General features: G+C 43.6%; 15 protein-coding genes and 1 pseudogene. 8 read left to right on the forward strand and 8 right to left on the reverse strand.

Going from position 1 to position 19,119, the window contains the following annotated elements; translation table 11 throughout:
- A partial coding sequence (locus tag B153_RS35930; protein ID WP_020599059.1) for a transposase occupies positions 1-214 on the reverse strand: 214 nt, incomplete at its 3' end.
- A 126-nt stretch (positions 215-340) separates the two neighbouring features.
- Between B153_RS35930 and B153_RS0126375 the strand changes: the two genes are divergently transcribed.
- Entirely contained in the window at positions 341-2,815 is a 2,475-nt protein-coding gene (locus B153_RS0126375) for a hypothetical protein (RefSeq protein ID WP_020599754.1), read from the forward strand.
- 79 nt (positions 2,816-2,894) lie between these two features.
- On the opposite strand, the pseudogene B153_RS0126380 reads toward B153_RS0126375, so the two are convergent.
- Together B153_RS0126380 and B153_RS0126385 are read right to left on the reverse strand one after the other, a co-directional pair.
- Positions 2,895-3,803: pseudogene (locus B153_RS0126380) on the reverse strand (ATP-grasp domain-containing protein); the annotation flags it as partial.
- Positions 3,804-3,889: 86 nt separating this feature from the next.
- Positions 3,890-6,802 (reverse strand): nSTAND3 domain-containing NTPase, encoded by a 2,913-nt coding sequence (locus B153_RS0126385; RefSeq protein ID WP_020599756.1) that lies wholly within the window; start codon positions 6,800-6,802, stop codon positions 3,890-3,892.
- Between the two features lie 618 nt (positions 6,803-7,420).
- On the opposite strand from B153_RS0126385, the gene B153_RS0126390 reads away from it, so the two are divergent.
- Positions 7,421-7,699, forward strand: coding sequence for a hypothetical protein (locus tag B153_RS0126390; RefSeq protein ID WP_020599757.1), 279 nt, complete (start codon positions 7,421-7,423; stop codon positions 7,697-7,699).
- A gap of 137 nt (positions 7,700-7,836) precedes the next feature.
- Positions 7,837-8,058 (forward strand): hypothetical protein, encoded by a 222-nt coding sequence (locus B153_RS0126395; RefSeq protein ID WP_020599758.1) that lies wholly within the window; start codon positions 7,837-7,839, stop codon positions 8,056-8,058.
- Between the two features lie 20 nt (positions 8,059-8,078).
- Here the strand turns inward: B153_RS0126395 and B153_RS0126400 are convergent, their stop codons facing one another.
- On the reverse strand, positions 8,079-9,092 hold the full coding sequence (locus B153_RS0126400; RefSeq protein ID WP_020599759.1) for a sterol desaturase family protein: 1,014 nt from the start codon (positions 9,090-9,092) through the stop codon (positions 8,079-8,081).
- Between the two features lie 244 nt (positions 9,093-9,336).
- Here B153_RS0126400 and B153_RS0126405 point away from each other — a divergent pair, with 244 nt between their 5' ends.
- The 5 genes from B153_RS0126405 (at position 9,337) to B153_RS0126425 (ending at position 15,598) form a co-directional block, all read left to right on the forward strand.
- Positions 9,337-11,262, forward strand: coding sequence for a glycoside hydrolase family 97 protein (locus B153_RS0126405; RefSeq protein ID WP_020599760.1), 1,926 nt, complete (start codon positions 9,337-9,339; stop codon positions 11,260-11,262).
- Between the two features lie 329 nt (positions 11,263-11,591).
- Positions 11,592-12,206, forward strand: a complete 615-nt coding sequence (locus tag B153_RS0126410) for a sulfite oxidase-like oxidoreductase (protein ID WP_020599761.1) — start codon at positions 11,592-11,594, stop codon at positions 12,204-12,206.
- Positions 12,207-12,947 (forward strand): ferredoxin reductase, encoded by a 741-nt coding sequence (locus B153_RS0126415; RefSeq protein ID WP_020599762.1) that lies wholly within the window; start codon positions 12,207-12,209, stop codon positions 12,945-12,947.
- 178 nt (positions 12,948-13,125) lie between these two features.
- Positions 13,126-14,454 carry a DEAD/DEAH box helicase gene (locus B153_RS0126420; protein ID WP_020599763.1) on the forward strand — a complete coding sequence of 443 codons (1,329 nt, stop codon included), beginning with the start codon at positions 13,126-13,128 and terminating at the stop codon, positions 14,452-14,454.
- A complete protein-coding gene (locus B153_RS0126425; RefSeq protein WP_020599764.1) occupies positions 14,420-15,598 on the forward strand; it encodes a DEAD/DEAH box helicase in 1,179 nt (392 codons plus the stop codon). The genes B153_RS0126420 and B153_RS0126425 overlap by 35 nt, the downstream gene beginning before the upstream one ends.
- Before the next feature lie 113 nt (positions 15,599-15,711).
- Here B153_RS0126425 and B153_RS0126430 read toward each other — a convergent pair whose 3' ends face one another.
- From B153_RS0126430 to B153_RS0126445, 4 genes are read right to left on the reverse strand one after another with little or no spacing between them, the layout of a single operon-like run.
- Positions 15,712-16,641, reverse strand: a complete 930-nt coding sequence (locus B153_RS0126430; RefSeq protein WP_020599765.1) for a ketopantoate reductase family protein — start codon at positions 16,639-16,641, stop codon at positions 15,712-15,714.
- Positions 16,638-17,426, reverse strand: coding sequence for a class I SAM-dependent methyltransferase (locus B153_RS0126435; RefSeq protein WP_020599766.1), 789 nt, complete (start codon positions 17,424-17,426; stop codon positions 16,638-16,640). The genes B153_RS0126430 and B153_RS0126435 overlap by 4 nt, the downstream gene beginning before the upstream one ends.
- A gap of 30 nt (positions 17,427-17,456) precedes the next feature.
- Positions 17,457-17,582, reverse strand: a complete 126-nt coding sequence (locus B153_RS38740) for a hypothetical protein (protein ID WP_020599767.1) — start codon at positions 17,580-17,582, stop codon at positions 17,457-17,459.
- Entirely contained in the window at positions 17,579-19,018 is a 1,440-nt protein-coding gene (locus B153_RS0126445; RefSeq protein WP_020599768.1) for an aminotransferase-like domain-containing protein, read from the reverse strand. Before B153_RS0126445 ends, B153_RS38740 begins: the two co-directional genes overlap by 4 nt.
- Positions 19,019-19,119 lie beyond the last annotated feature (101 nt).

Consider the following 19,119-nt stretch of genomic DNA (forward strand, 5'->3'; position numbering starts at 1 on the left):
AGTCGGCCTTTTTCCACTGGTCAAAATAATAGTATACGGCTTGCCAGTGCGGAAAGCTAGGCGGCAGGTTTCGCCATTGACAGCCGGTGCGTAACATCCAGAAGATGGCATCCATGACGGCACGTAATTGGTGTTTACGCTTGCGTTGAAGGTTAAAAAAAGGCGAAATTGCTGCCCACTGGTAGTCGGTCAGTGGTTGCCACTGCTTAGTCATTACTTTGTTTCTTGGTCGATACAAAGTTGACTCGACTACCAGTCCTTATCAATTCCCCAACAAGCTCTAAATTTCATCACATGGCTAAAAAGTGACAAATACGATCAATTATCTTTATGGTATTATTTGAAAAACTTAGAGAATATCAATAAAGCAGCAGAAATGTTTTCACCTTTTACTTTTTTAGATTACTATGGGATTTACAAAGAAAAGGAGTCATTTTATATTGATGATAATACGCTACCTTCAAACGTTGTTGCATTTCCAGGAACAGGGTTTGAAATTATTAAAGATTCAATATTGAATGAAGATCCAATATTAGTTCCATATGAAAAAGAAAATAGTACTATTGATTTGATTCCTGTTATTAAAGCTGATAAGTATTTACCAAAATATAGTTATATATATAAACGTCCAGAATATATGGAGATTTGTATTAATAACGATACAATGCCTATATGGATAAAAGGCAAAAGGAGGCTGGACTCATTAAACAGTGAAACACTTACTACATATAGCAATTTCACACAAGCTATTTGTTTTTGGATTTCACTAATAATAGAGGATTTGAAAATTCATTTACAAATCCTAAAATACCCATTTATAAAAATTGAATTTGATCTTCCTAAAGAAGAATTATTTAAAGATCATACTAAAATATACCACAAAAGCCACAATCTTACCAATGAATTTACTATAGCCGTTAAAGCTTCAACAATAAAATTAAATATTCCATTGAGTATTGACGGATATATTGGGGCTAATGATAATGAGGGAGAAAGAATATTGATTGAGAAAATATTGAACGGATTTGCACTTATTTTAACAAATGAAAAATTGTCTAATACTCTTACAAATGAAAACATTTCTAGATTAATTGATAAACACTGTCCCCTTGGATTAAAGAAAATGCTTTTATTATCTTATACAAAAGAAGATATTGGCCTTGATACTAGAAATTTGACTAAAGTAAGATATATACAAAATGCCTCACGTCAGATAATATTAGACCAATTGGTAAATTTATTAAATGACAAATGCCCTCCAGCAGGAAAGATAAAGGATAAAAATAAAAAACGTGAACTAACCAAAAATATTGTAATTAGTGCGTTGTTACCTAAGTTAGAAGAAGAAATAAGCAAATATGATTCTATAGATTTACTCAAATCGCTGATGGCTTTATATGAGAGATTGCTCTATGAGAACAGTTTTTCAAAAATAAATACTACAACGAGAATTGAATGTTTTTCCCAATACGAAGATGTTCTGGATGAAATTAAAGAGGAGTTTAGACGCCTAGATGAAACCTCTGTATCTGTGAGATGTTTAATAGAGCACTTATCTGCGCAACCTTCTTTTGGTAAAGAAATAATTAGCATAGAAACAATTGACACTCTAATATCTATAATGTCTTTAATCATCTTCTGGGGCAGTGTAGGCGACCAAATTCAGTACGATTTGTTTGATATTGAATTATCTGTTTTGCCTTCTAGAAGAATAGGTACTAATTCGAAAGATATTATGAATAATTTTTTTGAAGATTTTAAAAAAAGAAGAACTCATGAATATGTAAAAGACAATCAATATGCTTTTTTCCCAAAACCTGATGAGGTTTTAACTAGTAATCCAGCTCCAGAAAACTTAAATTCTTCATTTATAGAGGAAGTTGGTATAGCTATAGCAAAGCTTGGAGCATTTATAGAAATTTTAAGTCATTTGGGACTTTCCCAAACAGAACCGGTAGCTAGTTTACAAAGAAGTGATTTGAACTATGAAATAAATAAGGATTCTATTGTTCATTACAGCGAAGAAGAAATAGAAGCGGCATTTCAATTCTTATCGTTAAAAAATAGAGATTCCGTTAAGAATATACCAAACGGCTTTGATAGTACTGATATTTCACCTTGGAGATATAACAGAAGACTATCTTATTTACAACGACCAATCGTTTATGTTAACTATGGCCGTTATGGAAACAACCCTATATTACTTTGGACTCCAAGAAGTATGAACTCAGGTTGGGTTGTTTTCAACAACTTGATACATTCAGGCAGATTCAAAACGAAAGCAAAAAGTAAGCTTGAAGCAAGTATTAGTAAAATTACCAAAGAGAGAAGAATGGCTTTACAGATAAAAGCCTTTGAGTGGTTTCACTCAAACACTTTATTACTGATAAGGCAAGAAGTTGGTATATCTTCTCATGGGGCACTGAAAAACAATAAGAATTTAGGAGATATCGACATTTTAATTGTTGATAATCTCAATAAGATTATTCTATCCATAGAATGCAAGAGAACAGAACCGTCTAGAAACAGCAAGGAAGTAGTGGAAGAAGTAGAAAAGTATTTAAATAAAAAAAATGGATATATATTAAAACATAAAAATAGACATGATTGGTTAGTTAATAATAAATATTTAGTAGGGCAATATTTTCACATTGATACTTCACAATTTGTTGTCCACTCTCTGTTTATAACAAATGAATCTTTGGCAATACAGTTTATGAAGAATATTAAACTTGAAATGCCTTTTATATCGATGTATGATTTATCTGATAAATCGTATGCAGACTTTTTAATCCTTATAGGAATTAATCGCTAACACAAGTAAACTCATATGACGTATTCGTTTTTTAGTTTACTTGTGTTAGCGATTCTAATAACTAATTTAAGTTTTTGAATTAGAAAATTTCTCGCCTTTTACTGTATTTTTTGCTATATTTCTTTTTAAAGAAAGTCAACACACCAATTTCATTGTAGTTTAACTTTGCCTCACTCTCTTTAGTTAGTAATTCCCGGTATTTTCCTATCGGCGCTTCTTCCTTGTTCTCCTGCTGCTTGTCATCGTTATCGGGCAGCGATGTAAGTACTTTCTCATTTTTTTTCGACTTGGTTTCAATATACTTTACCAAGTCTATAAAGTGATTCTTCTTTGTAATATCTATAATACCAGTTCCTGGATTGCCATTTACCTCCGTTACATAAGTGTGGCCCATCTTTTCACGAATTAAATCCACTCCCGCAAATTCTAATCCTACCGCTTTGGTTGCTTTGATGCACATGCTTGTCTCATCAGAGCTCAAATCAATTGTACGGCCATAACCGCCTTTAGATAGATTGGCTCTAAAATCGCCTTGGCTAGCCGTTCGTTCCATAGCGGATACAACTTCATCACCTACAACGATGGCTCTTATGTCGGTTGGACTGCCACTATTACTGTTGCGGGCCTTTACGAAGCGTTGGAGCTTCATAGGGATGTTAGCCTTATGAAAACTTTCTAAGGTGGTATTAGCCGCTAAAGGCGTTTCCAAAATAGATACTCCAGCACCCTGTGAGCCAGTAAGTTGCTTAGCGACCACGGGCAAACCTCCAGCTTTTTCAATAGCAAAGGCTACATGGTTCGACCGAACCGCAAACACAGTCAAGGGAGTACGCACATTGGCTGCACTTAATACTTGGCTAGTCCAAAGTTTGTCATGCGCCACTAAAAGACCAATAGCCGTTTGTGGACTGTATACATTTAGGTTTTCGTTAAGATGCCGCAAGATGGAAACACAAAGCGGTAGGTCTACTCCGATTCGGCTAATAACAGACTTAAACTGTGTAAATAGATAATCAAAAACTCAATTACTTAAAATAATATCAATGTATTTTAAGTAAAATCAGTAAAAAACTGCTAATCGTTAACGTAAATCCATTTAGCTAATTGATTGTCATATAATAACTTCAAAAAATCTTTTTTTACAGCAATAGTTGTATGATAATAATCAATCAGATTAAAAAACTCATGAGATTGATGTCCTTTTAAAATAGTTAAATCTTTAGAAGAGAATTCAGAAATACCGACCGCAACTAATTTATTATTAGTAAATAAACCAATTAACGATCCTGCTTCAAAATCACCATAGATATCAGTTATTCCTATTGGTAGTAAGTTCGCCCAAGGTTTTCTAATTGCCTTGTATGCTCCAGGATCAATAAATATTTTACCATAATATTTATGCTCTGAAAATAAAACTCTTTTAAATAATACATATTTATTAACTCTCCCTCCATCCTCAAGTTTTTCCAATTCTATTCTATACCTCTTTAGTTCTTTTTGCAAAAAATGACCTCTTAAAAGTTTAAATAATATTTTACGGTCATTCAAGTCAGAGAACAAAAATATTTTTTTTATAAGATTCGAACCTTTTAATTTTATGAAAATATGAAGAGAAACTGGATTGATCGAACAACACAATGTTAAAAATTGCAATGTTTGGCTGTGATTGAAATAATAATCACTTTTATTACTTAATATTTTCACCCAATCTATATCACCAACTGATGATGCATCAAATGATAGCGGAGATAAATTAATATACCTTTGACAAATATTTAATTGAATTGACAACTCTTTCCATGATGTAAAGTTATTATGAATATCGAAAATAACACTTTTTAATGGATAAATTTGACAAGCTAATTCAAAGAATTCTTCTTTCTTAGTTTGATAATAAATTGAAATTAAATTCTGAGTAAGCAAATATTTTTCTTTAGAATCTCCAAGCTTGATATTTCTTTCTAATAAATCATGCAATAAAATAAATGCCACATCAGGACTTTTAGTCACAAGACGATTTATTATACTGTACACTAATTTTATATTTACCTTTATAATCTCGTTAATAATAACTTTAGCAATTATTTCGCATGAACTATCAGATATAATTAAACTTGAAAGGGCTTCCTCATAGATAGGATGAGAAAACTTATAAGCAGTTTTATTATATCCATATTGTTCAATTCTAAAGCCTAACTGCGAGCGCATTTCTATATTAAAAGTAAAAGAATTAACCGATAAGTTATTCTGCACTAACTCTTTAATAGAATAGTTATATAACTCCGATAAAAATGGCTTGCCTTTAGCACCTACAAAATAAGTTAGAAACAAAATTAATTTGGTATTAATAGAAGTGTATAGTATTTCTAGGCTAAAAACTCTAACGGTATCACTTTTTCTTCTATTGATTTGGCTAGATAGTTCTTCAATTGACTTTATATTTCTAGATGAAAAAACCAGATCTCTAATAGCCAATGGAGTTGTAAGAGCACCATTATTGATAGCATCATAAACTAATTTTTTATAATCTTCATTATCTTCCCAATCACAAAAAACTATTACAAGTTGATTGAAAATATCTATTAACTTTCCTTTATTATATGAAGGTTTATTAACATTTAACTCTTCTTTAAACCTCAGTATTTCTCTCTCCAATAAACTCTCTTTTGCAAAATTTTCAAATATTTCTTTTCTTGAAGTAATAATTATTTTACAATTTGAATTAGTAAGCTTATCTATTAAGGGAGAGAATATTTGAAATAAACTATCTCTCTTTTCAAATACAGTCCTTCCAAATGGGTCTTCAAAATATACAATTTGGTTATCTGTAGGCTCAAAATCTCTTAATACTTTACTTTGAAGTTCTCGCTCCTCTTTTTCTAAGCCAGCAATCCATATAGGTTCGTAACCGTTTTCAAAATATTCTTTTAAAATCTTGACAGCGGTATATGTCTTGCCAATACCCGGGTCTCCAACAATAAATATAATATTCTTTGTATTTAGTACTGTTAAAATATCCTCATATTCATTTGGTTTAACATATAGCTCATTTATTCTTTTGTATCTTTCATCATCGTGAGATATTTTTTTCAAAAAATTGAAATCCTTACTTTGTGCACCTGAATTCGTAGATACTATTTGAACATTAGGACTAGTTTCAATATTTCTATTTGCAAAAGGTCTTTTATTATTTACATTTAAATCAAAAATAAAATACTCACTTTTGCTCGAAAATTGAACGATTTTTTTATCTGGATTTTGATCAGTATATCCTGCATAAGCAATCTTATCACTATACATTCTATCCATAATTCCAAATAATGCAGAATTTCCATCGCCATATTTACTATCAATAAAATTGGAATAACAAATAAATATACCATTTTGAGAGTTTTCACAATCAATATTCATTCTTCGATAGTACATATTTGAATCTCGCTGAAAAGCAGGCACAAATAAAATATCTAGTAATTGCAGATCTAATTCATTTTTCAAGTGATCTTCAAGGTAATCAGCACAAATTAATACTGCGAAATCGCCAACAAATGTATTTGTGAATCTTATAATCTTATTTCCACGCTTAGCACCTTCATTTAGAATAGGTGACTTTTCTAAAGGTGATAAATTAATCTTTTCTGTAAAATATACATCTCCTTTAATTATTACAGGGCACCTGGAGATAATATGGGCATTATTCTCATAATAGTGACTACCGCCTATTATTATACATTCCTGCTGCTTTGACCACTCTTGCAACTTTTCAACTTGTTTTTGCGGAATTGATAATTCTGGGAATAATATTACATCGACTGAATTTTGCTTGGCTACAGACAAAAAATCTCTAGTTTTCAAGTTAATTTTGTCGTCATTTTGTAAATAATGTAAACCGCTTTCCATTTGCCAGTTTAATTCAGCTGAATTTAATTGACAAATCATAATTCGAGAAATTTCCTGAGGAGTTTGACCTAAATCAACAATTTCAATCATTCCGGTTTAAGACTACTGTGTGATCTGATAGCTTTAAAATGACAATGTACTGTAATAGTACCTTCCTTGCAATACTCCTTTCTTGATTACTTTTCAGATTACACTTCCTTACACTAGGTCACATGTATAAGGTGGTTTTCACTTCAAATGAGTTATTATTTAAATATTATAGAGTCAATTCTATTTGCCTCTGAGTCACAGTAAGTAAAATAAGTATCTATACTATTGATTTACAACAGGTTAGCTTTATATAACGCAGATCCTACGAGTGCACCAGATATACTGCTCATTCCTTGAAAGCCTGCTCATATACAGCAGGCTTTTGCTTTTTCCCTCTATTTCTCTCCTACAATGTTCTAGAGATGGGTATTTTTTGGGGTACACCCCAAAAAAATGTGCTATTCCCTGCCAGGTGATCGGAGTTTGGTTAGAGCTATCCACCTGGTCAAACTCAATTGCTGCTTTCTGCGCGACGGCCGCCCTTTTACGAAAAGCTTCTATTTTTCAACCCATCACTTTCAGGAAAAGCAACCAAACGGGGTAAGGACAGTTTATACTCTTTGTATTCGACATCAATCCTTGTTCGACTGTAGCCTTTACCCATCATTAAACACCTGTATGACGATTGAGAAGTTACTACATTGGATCACACCCCTGATGCTGGGGGCATTATTGGGTCTGTACGAGATTCTGCATGGCCTATACTACGTGCTTTACGGAACCCCCGACCAGCAGCGAGATTATCCGCTCGAAATAGTCCTTGGGTTGCCGATAATGGTCATATGCCTGGGAGGCCACTGGGTAATTCGGCGTCTCACCCACGATAACACACGCACCATCTGGATCATTGAATCGATACTGGTAGGGCTCGTCATATACGGTTTTTATCGATCGTGAAAATCCCTATGGCCACAACGAATACAGCGAGAACAGAAACTATACTACACTAAACTAGTTTGTCAATAACCGACTATGGTCAGGAAGAGGCACAGATTGACCAACCTCCAGTTAATAGGAACCAACCTCCAATTGTGATGAAGTTATACGTAGTAGAATCAGCCGAAACCCTTGAATTGCTCGAATCGCAAGTAGTTGATCGCTTGTCAAGTGGCTACGAGTTAGCCGGTGGAGTGTCGTTTAACCCGGTGGATGTCGTTTATATTCAGGCTTTGTACTTACCCAAACTTGAAAAGCAAGTTGATGAGTTGTTGAAAGACGAGAACATATATACTGAACGAGGTCTACTGGATGTTTAGGCTAGCCAGTTTATGCATGGCTAGCTCACGGGAGCCACAGGTTCTCCGGTAGCTTGCTGAAGATAAGCATGACGAACCACTTTTGCCGTTTTGTGATCCCCTGTATGACTCCAACCGGGAGGCATAATCACATATAAAAGTTTGTTCTTCAGGCCAGTAGCCCGCCTTATGTCGTGAAATAGGGCATAGAATTCCCCAAAATAAACATCCCCAAAATGCCCTCGTTTGATCGGCCGAGATATGCCGTATTCAATTTTTAAATCTTTTTCTTCGGTTTGTAACGTCCCGAAAACTTTATCCCAGATAGGTAATAAATTACAAAAGTTAGTGTCCATGTAAAGCGGGTTTTTAGCATGGTGCACGCGGTGATGAGAGGGGGTAAGCAGGATACGATTGAGAAAGCCTAATCGACCATCTTTCAAGAGGTTTTCCCCTACGTGGATAAAGGAGCCCCAGGTTCCGTCAACAAACATGATCAGAAATAAAAGGGGGGGATTTACCCCCAGTAAAATGCAGATGGTGGTTCGGATGACATCGGCGTAAGGGGCTTCCAGAAAAAAGTGGGCATACGTGACTGAAAGGTTCATGTCTTCCGGTGCATGATGGGTCGCATGTAAGCACCAGAACAGCCGTACTTTATGCCCCAGATAATGATAGACAAAGTGGGCCAGTTCCCAAACGACATAGCCGTAGAGAAACCAGTACCAGGTAAGGGTCGTTTTCAGGAGGGCGTGCCCTTCAAACAAGCCAATGCAATATGCGACGGCACCAATGGAAAGATACCGGGAAACGAAGCGGTTGAAGATGTAGATCAAAAAGGGCATCTTATAGTTTTCCACCTTAAAGTTCCGGTATAAGCCACCCCGAATTAGCTCGATGAATAAAAGGGCCGGTATCAGGGGTGAGAGAGCCGCCTGAATGCCTTTCCAGGTAAGCAGGGAGTGGTAATCGCCCGAGCGAAACATTTCCATCCAATGGTGAATACCCAAGAAGCCGGTAAGCTCATCGACAAGAAGTTGACTGATCTCTGTCATCGGAAGTTGCTTAAGAATTGAATCAGTAAAGTTTCTTAAAAACAGAGAAGCTAAAAACTGGGAAAGCCTACTGAATTCTGCTCCAGGCGAGTGAACACTGCCCGGCAATCAGCCTCCACTTAGAAAGCTGCCGCCTGGGATTGTTCAGTTAACCACTCACTTTAGTACGAATAAGTAGCTTTGGTTATAGACTATTCTTTTTCACGGGTGGCCCCGCGTTGGCAATAAGAATCCGATCTGTAGAATGAGAACTAGCCTGATTGATAAAGTACTTACCTTTTTAGTTCCAGCCAGTTTACTGCTCAGTGGCTTTCAGGCAACAGGCCAATCGATGGTCCTGCGTTCAACGCCCGGAGCCAGTCAAATTACCTTATCATTGACCCAAAAGGGAGAACTGCATTACCAGGTAACGCACCGGAATAAACTCATCATTACCGAGTCGCCCCTTGGTCTGGTTTGTGACGACCAGGATTTTACATCTGGACTGTCTGTGGTTAGCGTCTCCCCTATTGAACTAAGACGGGAAAACTACGAATTGAAGGTCAGTCATGTCAAAACGATCAATCATGTTCTGGAATGCAGGACCATTACGTTTAAAAATAAGTCAGGCTCGCTAATGGCTATTGATTTGGCGGCCGGGAAGGAAGGAGTTGCTTTCCGCTATCGGTTTCCAGATCAGACGAATACAATACGGGTGATCAACCAGGAGCGTACCGGATTTCAGATTGAAAAAAAAGCGACGGGTTGGTTGCAGCCTTACAACAAAGCAGGTAAATACACCCCAGGCTACGAAGATTTTTACCTCAAAGTACACCCTGGCGACTCAATTCGCAATCCCCGTAACCCGTCTGTAGGCTGGTGCATGCCAGCTCTTTTTCAGGTAAATGGTGGCAAAAGTTGGGTTTTACTGGCTGAGTCAGGAACAGACGGTTCATTTCCAGGGTGTCATTTGCAGCCCGATTCCCAGGGCGGGCTCTATAAAATTGCCTTTGCGGAAAAAGACGAAAAATATACCCTTCCCCTTAGCGATAACCCTCTGCCCGCATCCACACTGCCCTGGACGATGCCCTGGCGGGTAATCATTATGGGTGAGCAGGCCGGAGACATCCTACTTTCCAGTTTGATTACGGATTTGGCACCTACTGCCAAACTAGACGATACGTCCTGGATTGAACCGGGAAAGGCTACCTGGTCCTGGTGGTCACACCCTGAGGATCATTCACCGGACATGTATAATGCCTTCACCGATCTGGCGGCTTCTTTTGGCTTCCGATATACTTTGTTTGATGCAGGCTGGGAGAAAGCCAACACCGAAGGCGGAATCATCGCCAAGGCGACTGCTAAGGGTATAAAACCCATGGTTTGGGGTTATTCGGCTGCGTATTTCGATTCCGAAAAACGAAAAAAGCGATTTAAGGAATTAGCGGCAATGGGCGTTAAAGGGGTTAAAATCGATTTTTGGTGCTCAGACCGACAGGAGGTAATGGCCTGCTTACCTTCCCTTTTTGAGGATGCGGCCAAAGAGCATTTACTGGTCAACCTGCATGGCGCTACTGTGCCAAGAGGCTGGCATCGAACCTGGCCCAATTTCATGACCGCCGAAGCCGTTTTAGGAACGGAAAGTTATTTTTATGAACCTCGTTATCCTGATAAAGCCGCCGAGCAGAATACCGTGTTACCCTTCACCCGAAATGTAGCCGGACCTACGGATTACACACCGTTTGCCCTAACGATTCGAAAATACCCCCGACTAAACACGGCCGTTCATGAACTAGCTACGGCGATGATCTACACGTCCGGCATTATTCATTTTGCGGATTCAAAAGAGGTATTCGATTCCCTGCCGGTGCCGGTTCAACAGCTCTTGAAAGACATGCCTTCTACCTGGGATAAAACAGAAAGTATTGTGGCCAAACCGGGGGAACAGCTCATACTCGCGCGTCAGAAGGAGAGCCTTTCTTACATTGTGGGCATCAATGGGACCAATACCGTAGTACCTGTCCGTATAAACTTGGCCAAGTACGCCAGGGGGTTTTCTAAATTTAGGGTCATTACGGAAGGCAAAGATCCATTGATGAGTTTTAAAACGGAGACCTATCCGATCACCTCGAGTTGGCAGTACATGCTCGCTCCCAAAGGAGGGTTTATCATTCAGTTTGTTAAGAACTAGCCTCAGTCAAGAGCAACAAGAAACAGCGCGGCTGAAAAAGGAACCACTCCGAATGCTCTGGATTAGGCAAGGGCGGATGCCTGGAAATCGATGCGGTCAAAATCAACCCATCCTGAGCTTCGTTGACTTCTAACATCTGAAGACGTTTGGCAAACGATTCCAAGTCGTGGTGTAGCCAGACGAATCGCACGCCACCGGGCGAAAGAAATCCTCCTCCCGATAAAACTGGGTCAATGAATTCATCAGTACACGTAAGGATTTCAGGATGAGTGATTATATTACAGACTTGATGAGAAAGGTCATGTAGCGAACACTAAATTCAACTCCAGATGCCCTCTTTTTTTAACCCAGGCTTTGGTCGCAAACGCCCTGCTACCCATGCCGAACGGATTCCACCGGGTCAGTACGAAACGCACGATTGGCCGGTACTTACGGCAGGGCCAACTCCCCGTATACCCCTGGCCAACTGGACATTTTCCCTGGATGGACTCGTAGAATCGCCCGTAAAATGGTCGTGGGAGCAGTTTACGGCTTTGCCCCAGCAGTCATTCACCAACGATATTCACTGCGTGACCAAATGGTCGAAGTTAGATACGCACTGGCAGGGAATAAGCATCGAAACATTGCTGGAACAGGTGACCCTTAAACCCGAAGCCCGGTATGTTATGGCTTATTCCTACGGGGAGTACACGACCAATATACCACTGGAAGACCTACGCCATGGAAAAGCTTTTATTGGCCTCCATTTCGAGGGAAGCCCTTTGGCGGCCGAACATGGTGGCCCGGCCCGGTTGGTAGTACCTCATCTGTATTTCTGGAAAAGTGCCAAATGGATTACCGGCTTACGGTTTATGGAACACGATCAACCTGGCTTCTGGGAACGGGGTGGCTACAGTATGTATGGAAATCCGTGGAATGAACAACGTTACCGTAGCGACGATTAGATGGCTCGCATTCAATGGCAACTGGGGAAAGTGACCACCATTATTCAGGAGACACCCCGGGTCAAAACCTTCAGACTTCAACTGCCCCAATGGATACCTCATCTGCCCGGGCAGCATTATGATCTGCGCCTGACCGCCGAAGATGGCTATCAGGCTGAGCGAAGCTATTCCATAGCATCGGCCCCGGAACAAACTGGCGAAATTGATCTGACCATTGAACGCATTGATGATGGAGAAATTTCCGGTTATTTACACGAAGGAGTCAGGGTGGGTGATCAGCTTGAAGTTCGAGGCCCGATTGGCGGCTATTTTGCCTGGCATGATGGCATGGCCGACAGGCCTCTGTTTTTAGTGGGTGGTGGTTCGGGGATCGTCCCTCTGATGGCGATCCTGCGTCATCGGTCTATCCTTGGCGCAACCAACCCAACTCGCTTGCTTTATAGCGTTCGCACACCAGAAGACCTCATTTACGGTACCGAATTACAGAATCTGGCCCGTCAGGACCCTTCGTTCGAACTGGTATTGACGTTTACCAGACAGGCCCCTCCTGACTGGAGCGGCTACCATCGACGCATTGATGGGTCGATGGTAGAGCAGGAAATTCGTCCATTTTCTGAACAGCCGATTAGCTTTATCTGTGGCCCAACCCAACTGGTAGAATCTGTTGCTAACGAGTTGGCGGCAATAGGCTTTCCACCCTCCGTTATTTATACCGAACGTTTTGGCCCCACGGGCAGCTAACGGATTTATGCAGGGCTACTCTTCCGCGACACGCCCTCTGCCCTTTCCTGAAATATACAGCTCTGGCGGAGACGGTTCTTCTGCAACTGTCTGTCCGTAATCGGCTTTTGTTGGCGTTCGTTTCTCTTTCGTAGTCAATTAAGCCCTACCTTCGTTGATTGGTAGATGCGAAAAGACTATGACGTTTGATGACCTGAATCTGAATAAACCACTCCTCAATGCCCTGAATGACCTGGGCTATACAACCCCGACTACGATTCAGCAAAACGTGTTTTCGGTCGTTATGTCGGGACGGGATGTTTGCGGACTGGCCCAGACCGGAACGGGAAAAACGCTGGCTTATTTACTCCCCTGTCTTCGCCAGCTTCAGTTTACCAGGGAAAAACTTCCTCAACTGATTATCCTTGTGCCCACACGCGAGTTGGTCGTGCAGGTGCTCGAAACAGTAACCCAGCTAACCACGTATATGAACCTGGTAGCCGTAGGCGTTTATGGCGGTGTCAATATGAAACCGCAGGTAGCTCAGGTTCAGCAGGGAATGGATATACTGGTAGCCACTCCCGGCCGCCTGGTCGATCTATTGGCGAATGGTATTTTAAAGACCAAATCGGTAAAGAAACTGGTTATCGACGAAATGGATGAAATGCTGGATCTTGGCTTTCGGACACAACTTAAAACCATTCTGGACCTGCTACCGCCCAAACGACAGAATTTGCTGTTTTCGGCTACGCTTATGCCCGATGTCGAACAATTGATCGATACCTTTTTCAATAGTCCCGTTCGGGTAGAAGCGGCTCCCATGGGTACACCCCTCGAAAATATTGTCCAGGCAGCGTATGAGGTTCCCAATTTTTACACCAAAGTAAACTTGCTGGCTCTGTTGCTGCGTCAGGACGCAGAGATGAACAAAGTACTTGTTTTTGTGGCAACCCGTCAGTTGGCCGATCAACTGGAGGACGAACTTGCCCCAGAATTCCCGGGCCAGATTGGTCTTATTCATGCCCGTAAAGCGCAAAACCTGCGCTTTGAAGCGGTCGAAGCCTTTAAATCGGGGCATACGCGGGTGTTGATTGCCACCGATCTTGTTGCCCGGGGGATCGACGTAGCCCAGGTTTCGCACGTGGTGAATTTCGATATGCCTGACGTACCGGAAGCCTATATTCACCGGATTGGCCGAACAGGTCGGGCCGACCAGAAGGGTATCGCCATTACGTTTCTGACGCCCGCCGACGACGAACGGCTGGAGGCAGTGGAAGCTTTAATGAAATACACGATTCCCAGGCTTACGCAGCCCGATGATCTGGTTATTTCAGACCAGCTTACCGAGGCTGAAATGCCCAAAGTACATATGAAACCCGTTGAGGTTAAAGTTCCTAAACGGGAAAATGTTGGCCCGGCTTTTCATGAGAAACTAGCCAAGAATAAAAAAGTAAATGTCCGGCGCGATTATGCCGCCGAAAAACGAGAAAAATATGGTCGACCCATTAAGCGAAGCGGAAAAAAGTAAGGTCACCTTTGCCTCTCTTGGGCTATCGGAACCCCTGCTGAACGCCGTAGAGGAGCAGCAGTACACACGCCCCTACCCTATTCAGCGGGACGCCATTCCGCCGATTCTGCGTGGCAAAGATATTCTGGGCATTGCCAAAACAGGGTCAGGAAAAACCGCCAGTTTCGTTCTGCCGATTCTGGAGTTGTTTCATCGAACAAAAACCGTTGGTAGCCGCTACGCCAGCGTCCTCGTGTTAGTGCCCACCCGCGAACTGGCGAGCCAGGTAGCCGATGTGTTCCAGAATCTGGGAGCGCATCTTTTCCCAAAAGTAAAAACAGTGGCCGTATATGGTGGGGTGTCTATCAATCCGCAGATGCAGGCAGTGCATGGGGCCGATATTCTGGTAGCCACACCGGGCCGACTGCTGGATTTACTCGCCCAGAATGCCCTACGACTCTCTGATGTGGAAATCCTGGTTCTCGACGAAGCCGATAAAATGCTGGAACTGGGCTTTGCCGATGAAATGAACCAACTGTTTGATCGACTACCCAAAAATCGACAGACGATTCTGTTTTCGGCAACACTGGGCGAGGCTATTCAGGCGATCCATCAAACCCTGCTGCGCGCGCCCGTTAAAATTGAAGTGGTCGAAGAAGCCACCAACCTCGAACAGATCGAACAGGTAGCCTATCAGGTCGACCCCGCCCGCAAAGGCCCGTTGCTTCGGTATCTGATCAAAACCCACAACATGCAGCAGGTGCTGGTGTTCGCTTCGTCGACCCGAACGGCCGACAATCTGGTGGTCAAGCTGAGCAAAAATGGCATTCAGGCGGCTGCCATCCACGGCCAGAAAGGGCAGCAGGTTCGGACCGATGTGCTCCATAAATTCAAAGCCGGAAAGCTACAGGTAATGGTTGCTACGGACCTGCTGGCGCGTGGTATCGATATTCAACTGCTGCCTTTCGTGATCAACTTCGATTTGCCGCGTTCGCCCAAAGACTATGTCCACCGAATTGGTCGAACGGGTCGCGCTGAAGCAACAGGGAAGGCGATTTCGCTCATCACGCCCGACGATGCGCATCATTTCAAAATTATCCAGAAAAAAATGGGGAAACGGGTGGCGCAAATCGACACTACCAACCTGGATTTGCACGGCTACTGACCAGGCAATCCGCAGCCAGAACAGACGTCAGGCAGTATACACTTACCGCACCTTCTGCCTGACGCAGACCTTAGCGGTCGATCCGCTGTGCTGACCTGGAAACCCCATAGCGGCTAGGAAATCCGGCTCGTTTCGGCCTTCAATCGTGTCAGTTCCCCCAGAAGACGAGTCTTGCTGGCCAGATCGGGCTGGCCCAGCCGTTTGGCCAGCCGGGCTACGGCCAGGTTCAGGGAATCAATCTCCGTTTCCCGACCCTGGTTAATATCGACCAGCGTTGAAATAAGCTGCCCATCCGATCGCTGACTGATTTGCAATAACCGCTGCTCTACTTCCGCCGGATTCAACACCACCCCTACTCCTCTGGCAACGGCCAGGCATTCAGCGATGACCTCACGCGCCAGAACCAAGGCGGAGGTGTTCCGATAAAAAATACCGTTATCGACGTTGAGCAGTGGACAAATGGTATTGAAGACACAATTGGTGATGACTTTTTCCCAGATGGCCTGCTGAATGGCGACCTCTGCCCGAAATGGGAACCGGGTTGTTGTAAGATTCGCCACCAGGTCTGCCAGTTCCACTTCATGGCCCCGAATGACGCCAATGGGGGAAGCAGCCACGGGTTTATAGCGAACCACATAGGCAGCCTGCACCTGACTTGTTGCCAGCAACACGCACCGATACAACCGGGGGAAGTCAGCCTCTAAAAATGGCTCTTCGTTCGTCAACCCATTCTGGAGTAAAATCAGGGGCGACTGGCCCGTCTTTCCGCTGAGTCGCTGAGCCAGCACCTCATTACCAAACGATTTCGTCGTTAGCAGAACAGGCCCGTCCAACGCTGGAAGTGCTTCCAGCGAACGAATCGGGATTGTTGCCGATACTGTGGTGTCATCCACACAGTCAACCGTGATGGTGGCTTCGTCAGCTTCGGTCGGGCTCTCCTGGCGACCGCGAATCAGGATCACATCTTTACCAGCCTGCTTCAGTAGGACGGCTAAGGTCATACCGATGGCACCGGCGCCAATAATGTAGATAGGTGTTTTCATGCGTAACGAACCGTAGACGGTTTTATGGCAACAAAGCGGAGCCGTTTATAATCAGCGAACCAGTGTCCATCGTGAAAATTGGTCGATCGAAGCTGGTCGTTTACAGCCGATAACACCCTATGCCGATCCTTGACGGAAAGAGCATTCAATGCATCCCCCCGAAACATGGCAAGCCAGTCGCTGATGCCAGTTTCAGGATCAGCCAGAGGTGTATCGCGGTCGAAATACTGCATATAGGCTATGGAGAAGCCAGCCATTTCCAGCAGTCCTGCATACTCCCCTACACTCGGAAAGTAGTTCGGGCTTCCTGGTTCACCTATTCCTACCGCAGCCAAGGCATTCGAAAACGCAGTCAGAATGCGCTGCACATTACCCTGCCCACCCATCTCTGCCACAAAACGCCCACCCGGTTTGAGGGCAGCAAACACATTCATCAACACGCTCGGTTGCTCCTTTTCAGCAATCCAGTGGAGCGTAGCGTTACTGAATACCGCATCGAAGGGTTGTTCTGTACCCAGTTCACGCGCATCTGCCTGTTGAAAGCGAAGATGAGGAAACGACTGTCGGGCTTTTTCGACCATCGAAGCCGAGGCATCAACCCCCAGAACATCGGCACCACGCGCAGCAATCTGTGCCGTCAGCTCACCTGTACCACAGCCCAGATCCAGAATCCGTTCACCCAGCTGTGGGTCAAGCACCTGGAGAACATCGGCTCCATAGTGAAAGACAAAGGCATGTTTTTGCTGATACAGCTCGGCATTCCAGAGGTGTTGAGAAGAGTCCATAGGAAATGAATTGACGGAGTGAGAATCTGCTTAAAAAATGTGTCCATCAGGGCGTTTGCTGGCAAAGCGCTGATCGGCCGACAGGAGCCGACTTACCGGCAGGACCAGGGCGAAAAGGCCGGTTTGAATGATCGTTGTCCAGAAGGGTGGGCTCATGACGTCAGTTGCTGGTGAATCAGTTGACCCGTGATTTGCAGCCCCCAGGCTACGCGCTCGTTAAACGGCATTCCATAACTCAGTCGCATACAATGGCTATACTGTGGCTGGAGGCTAAATAAACTCCCGGGAAGAATGCTGATTTTATGCACGGCCAACTGATCGGCCAGGGCCAGCGTGTTGATATGAGGGTCCAGTTCTACCCACAAGGTAAATCCCCCCTGGGGCTCGCTGATGCGTGTACCGTCCGGGAAATAGGTTCGAATCATCTGCTGATAACGCTGGCAGTTGCTTTTCAACCGTTGCCGAAGTCGGCGCAGGTGCAATTCATAGCGATCGTTGGCCAGAAAATTAGCCACGGCCTGCTGTGTCAGACCCGGCGAAAACCCACTCTGATACCGCTTTATCTGAAACAGTGCCTCATAATAGCGCCCCGGGGCCACCCAACCCACCCGATAGCCCGGAGCCAGCGTTTTACTAAACGACCCACACCATAAAACCAGCCCCTGCCGATCGAAAGCCTTACAGGGCAGGGGTCGGTCAGGCGCAAAGTGCAGGTCACCGTAGAGATCGTCTTCAATAAGCGGAGTTTGGTAACGCTCCATCAGCCTGACCAGCCGCTGCTTATGGGCATTGGGCATACAGCAGCCCAGTGGATTGCTGAAACTGGGCACCAGCAGACAGGCCTGTACCTGCCCCATCTGCAAATGGCCTTCCAGTACATCCAGATCCACACCCGTTAGCGGGTCGGTCGGCAATTCGAGCACTTTCAACCCCAATGAAAGCAGGGTTTGAAGAATCCCGAAGTAGACGGGACTTTCTACCGCAACCGTATCGCCCGGGCGCGTAACGGTTTTCAGACAGAGGGTTAAGGCAGCCGTACAGCCTTCGGTCGTAATAATCTCTGCATCGGTAAGCTGTCCACCCCAAAACAGAGCATACCGGGCAATTTGTCGGCGTAACGCCGGGTTTCCGGCCATCTGTTCGTATTCGATGCCTCCGTGCGGCAATTCGCGCTGGGCCTGTTGAAGGGCTTTCGCTAACTTACTCACCGGCAGCAAATCGGGCGCGGGAACCCCCAGCGACAAAGAAAGCCAGCCGGGCTGTTGCTGACGATGCATCAGCCTCTGTACTATCGACTCCTGATCGGACAGGCTCGTTTGATGAGCCATCGCCTGGGGTTCCGACCGACGGGGTACGGTATCCATCCGATCGATCAGGGTTCGCGCATAGTATCCCGACTGCGGCCGGGCTTCGACCAACCCTTCCGCTTCCAGACAATAGTAGGCCTGCTGCACGGTGTTGATACTGACGCCAAGCTCCTGGCTAAGCAGGCGAACAGAGGGGAGTTTATCCCCCTCGGCTAGCACACCAATCCGCAGTTTATCCCCCAACTGACGAGCCACCTGCTGATACTTGGGAATCGATCCATTCATAACCTGTTGCTGAGCACGAGTGTAATTTACAGGGCAAAAGTAGTACGCCCATCTGTACGCAGTACCATACAGATTTTGCTAAAGTTACTCGTACAGTTTGC

Source organism: Spirosoma panaciterrae DSM 21099 (genome assembly GCF_000374025.1).
Taxonomy (GTDB): domain Bacteria; phylum Bacteroidota; class Bacteroidia; order Cytophagales; family Spirosomataceae; genus Spirosoma; species Spirosoma panaciterrae.

Excerpts from the sequence above, each read along its gene's own strand:
- B153_RS0126385 (WP_020599756.1), bottom strand. The coding sequence starts at position 6,802 with ATGATTGAAATTGTTGATTTAGGTCAAACTCCTCAGGAAATTTCTCGA.
- B153_RS0126390 (WP_020599757.1), top strand. The coding sequence starts at position 7,421 with ATGACGATTGAGAAGTTACTACATTGGATCACACCCCTGATGCTGGGG.
- B153_RS0126395 (WP_020599758.1), top strand. The coding sequence starts at position 7,837 with ATGAAGTTATACGTAGTAGAATCAGCCGAAACCCTTGAATTGCTCGAA.
- B153_RS0126400 (WP_020599759.1), bottom strand. The coding sequence starts at position 9,092 with ATGACAGAGATCAGTCAACTTCTTGTCGATGAGCTTACCGGCTTCTTG.
- B153_RS0126405 (WP_020599760.1), top strand. The coding sequence starts at position 9,337 with ATGAGAACTAGCCTGATTGATAAAGTACTTACCTTTTTAGTTCCAGCC.
- B153_RS0126410 (WP_020599761.1), top strand. The coding sequence starts at position 11,592 with ATGCCCTCTTTTTTTAACCCAGGCTTTGGTCGCAAACGCCCTGCTACC.
- B153_RS0126415 (WP_020599762.1), top strand. The coding sequence starts at position 12,207 with ATGGCTCGCATTCAATGGCAACTGGGGAAAGTGACCACCATTATTCAG.
- B153_RS0126420 (WP_020599763.1), top strand. The coding sequence starts at position 13,126 with ATGACGTTTGATGACCTGAATCTGAATAAACCACTCCTCAATGCCCTG.
- B153_RS0126425 (WP_020599764.1), top strand. The coding sequence starts at position 14,420 with ATGGTCGACCCATTAAGCGAAGCGGAAAAAAGTAAGGTCACCTTTGCC.
- B153_RS0126430 (WP_020599765.1), bottom strand. The coding sequence starts at position 16,641 with ATGAAAACACCTATCTACATTATTGGCGCCGGTGCCATCGGTATGACC.
- B153_RS0126435 (WP_020599766.1), bottom strand. The coding sequence starts at position 17,426 with ATGGACTCTTCTCAACACCTCTGGAATGCCGAGCTGTATCAGCAAAAA.
- B153_RS38740 (WP_020599767.1), bottom strand. The coding sequence starts at position 17,582 with ATGAGCCCACCCTTCTGGACAACGATCATTCAAACCGGCCTTTTCGCC.
- B153_RS0126445 (WP_020599768.1), bottom strand. The coding sequence starts at position 19,018 with ATGAATGGATCGATTCCCAAGTATCAGCAGGTGGCTCGTCAGTTGGGG.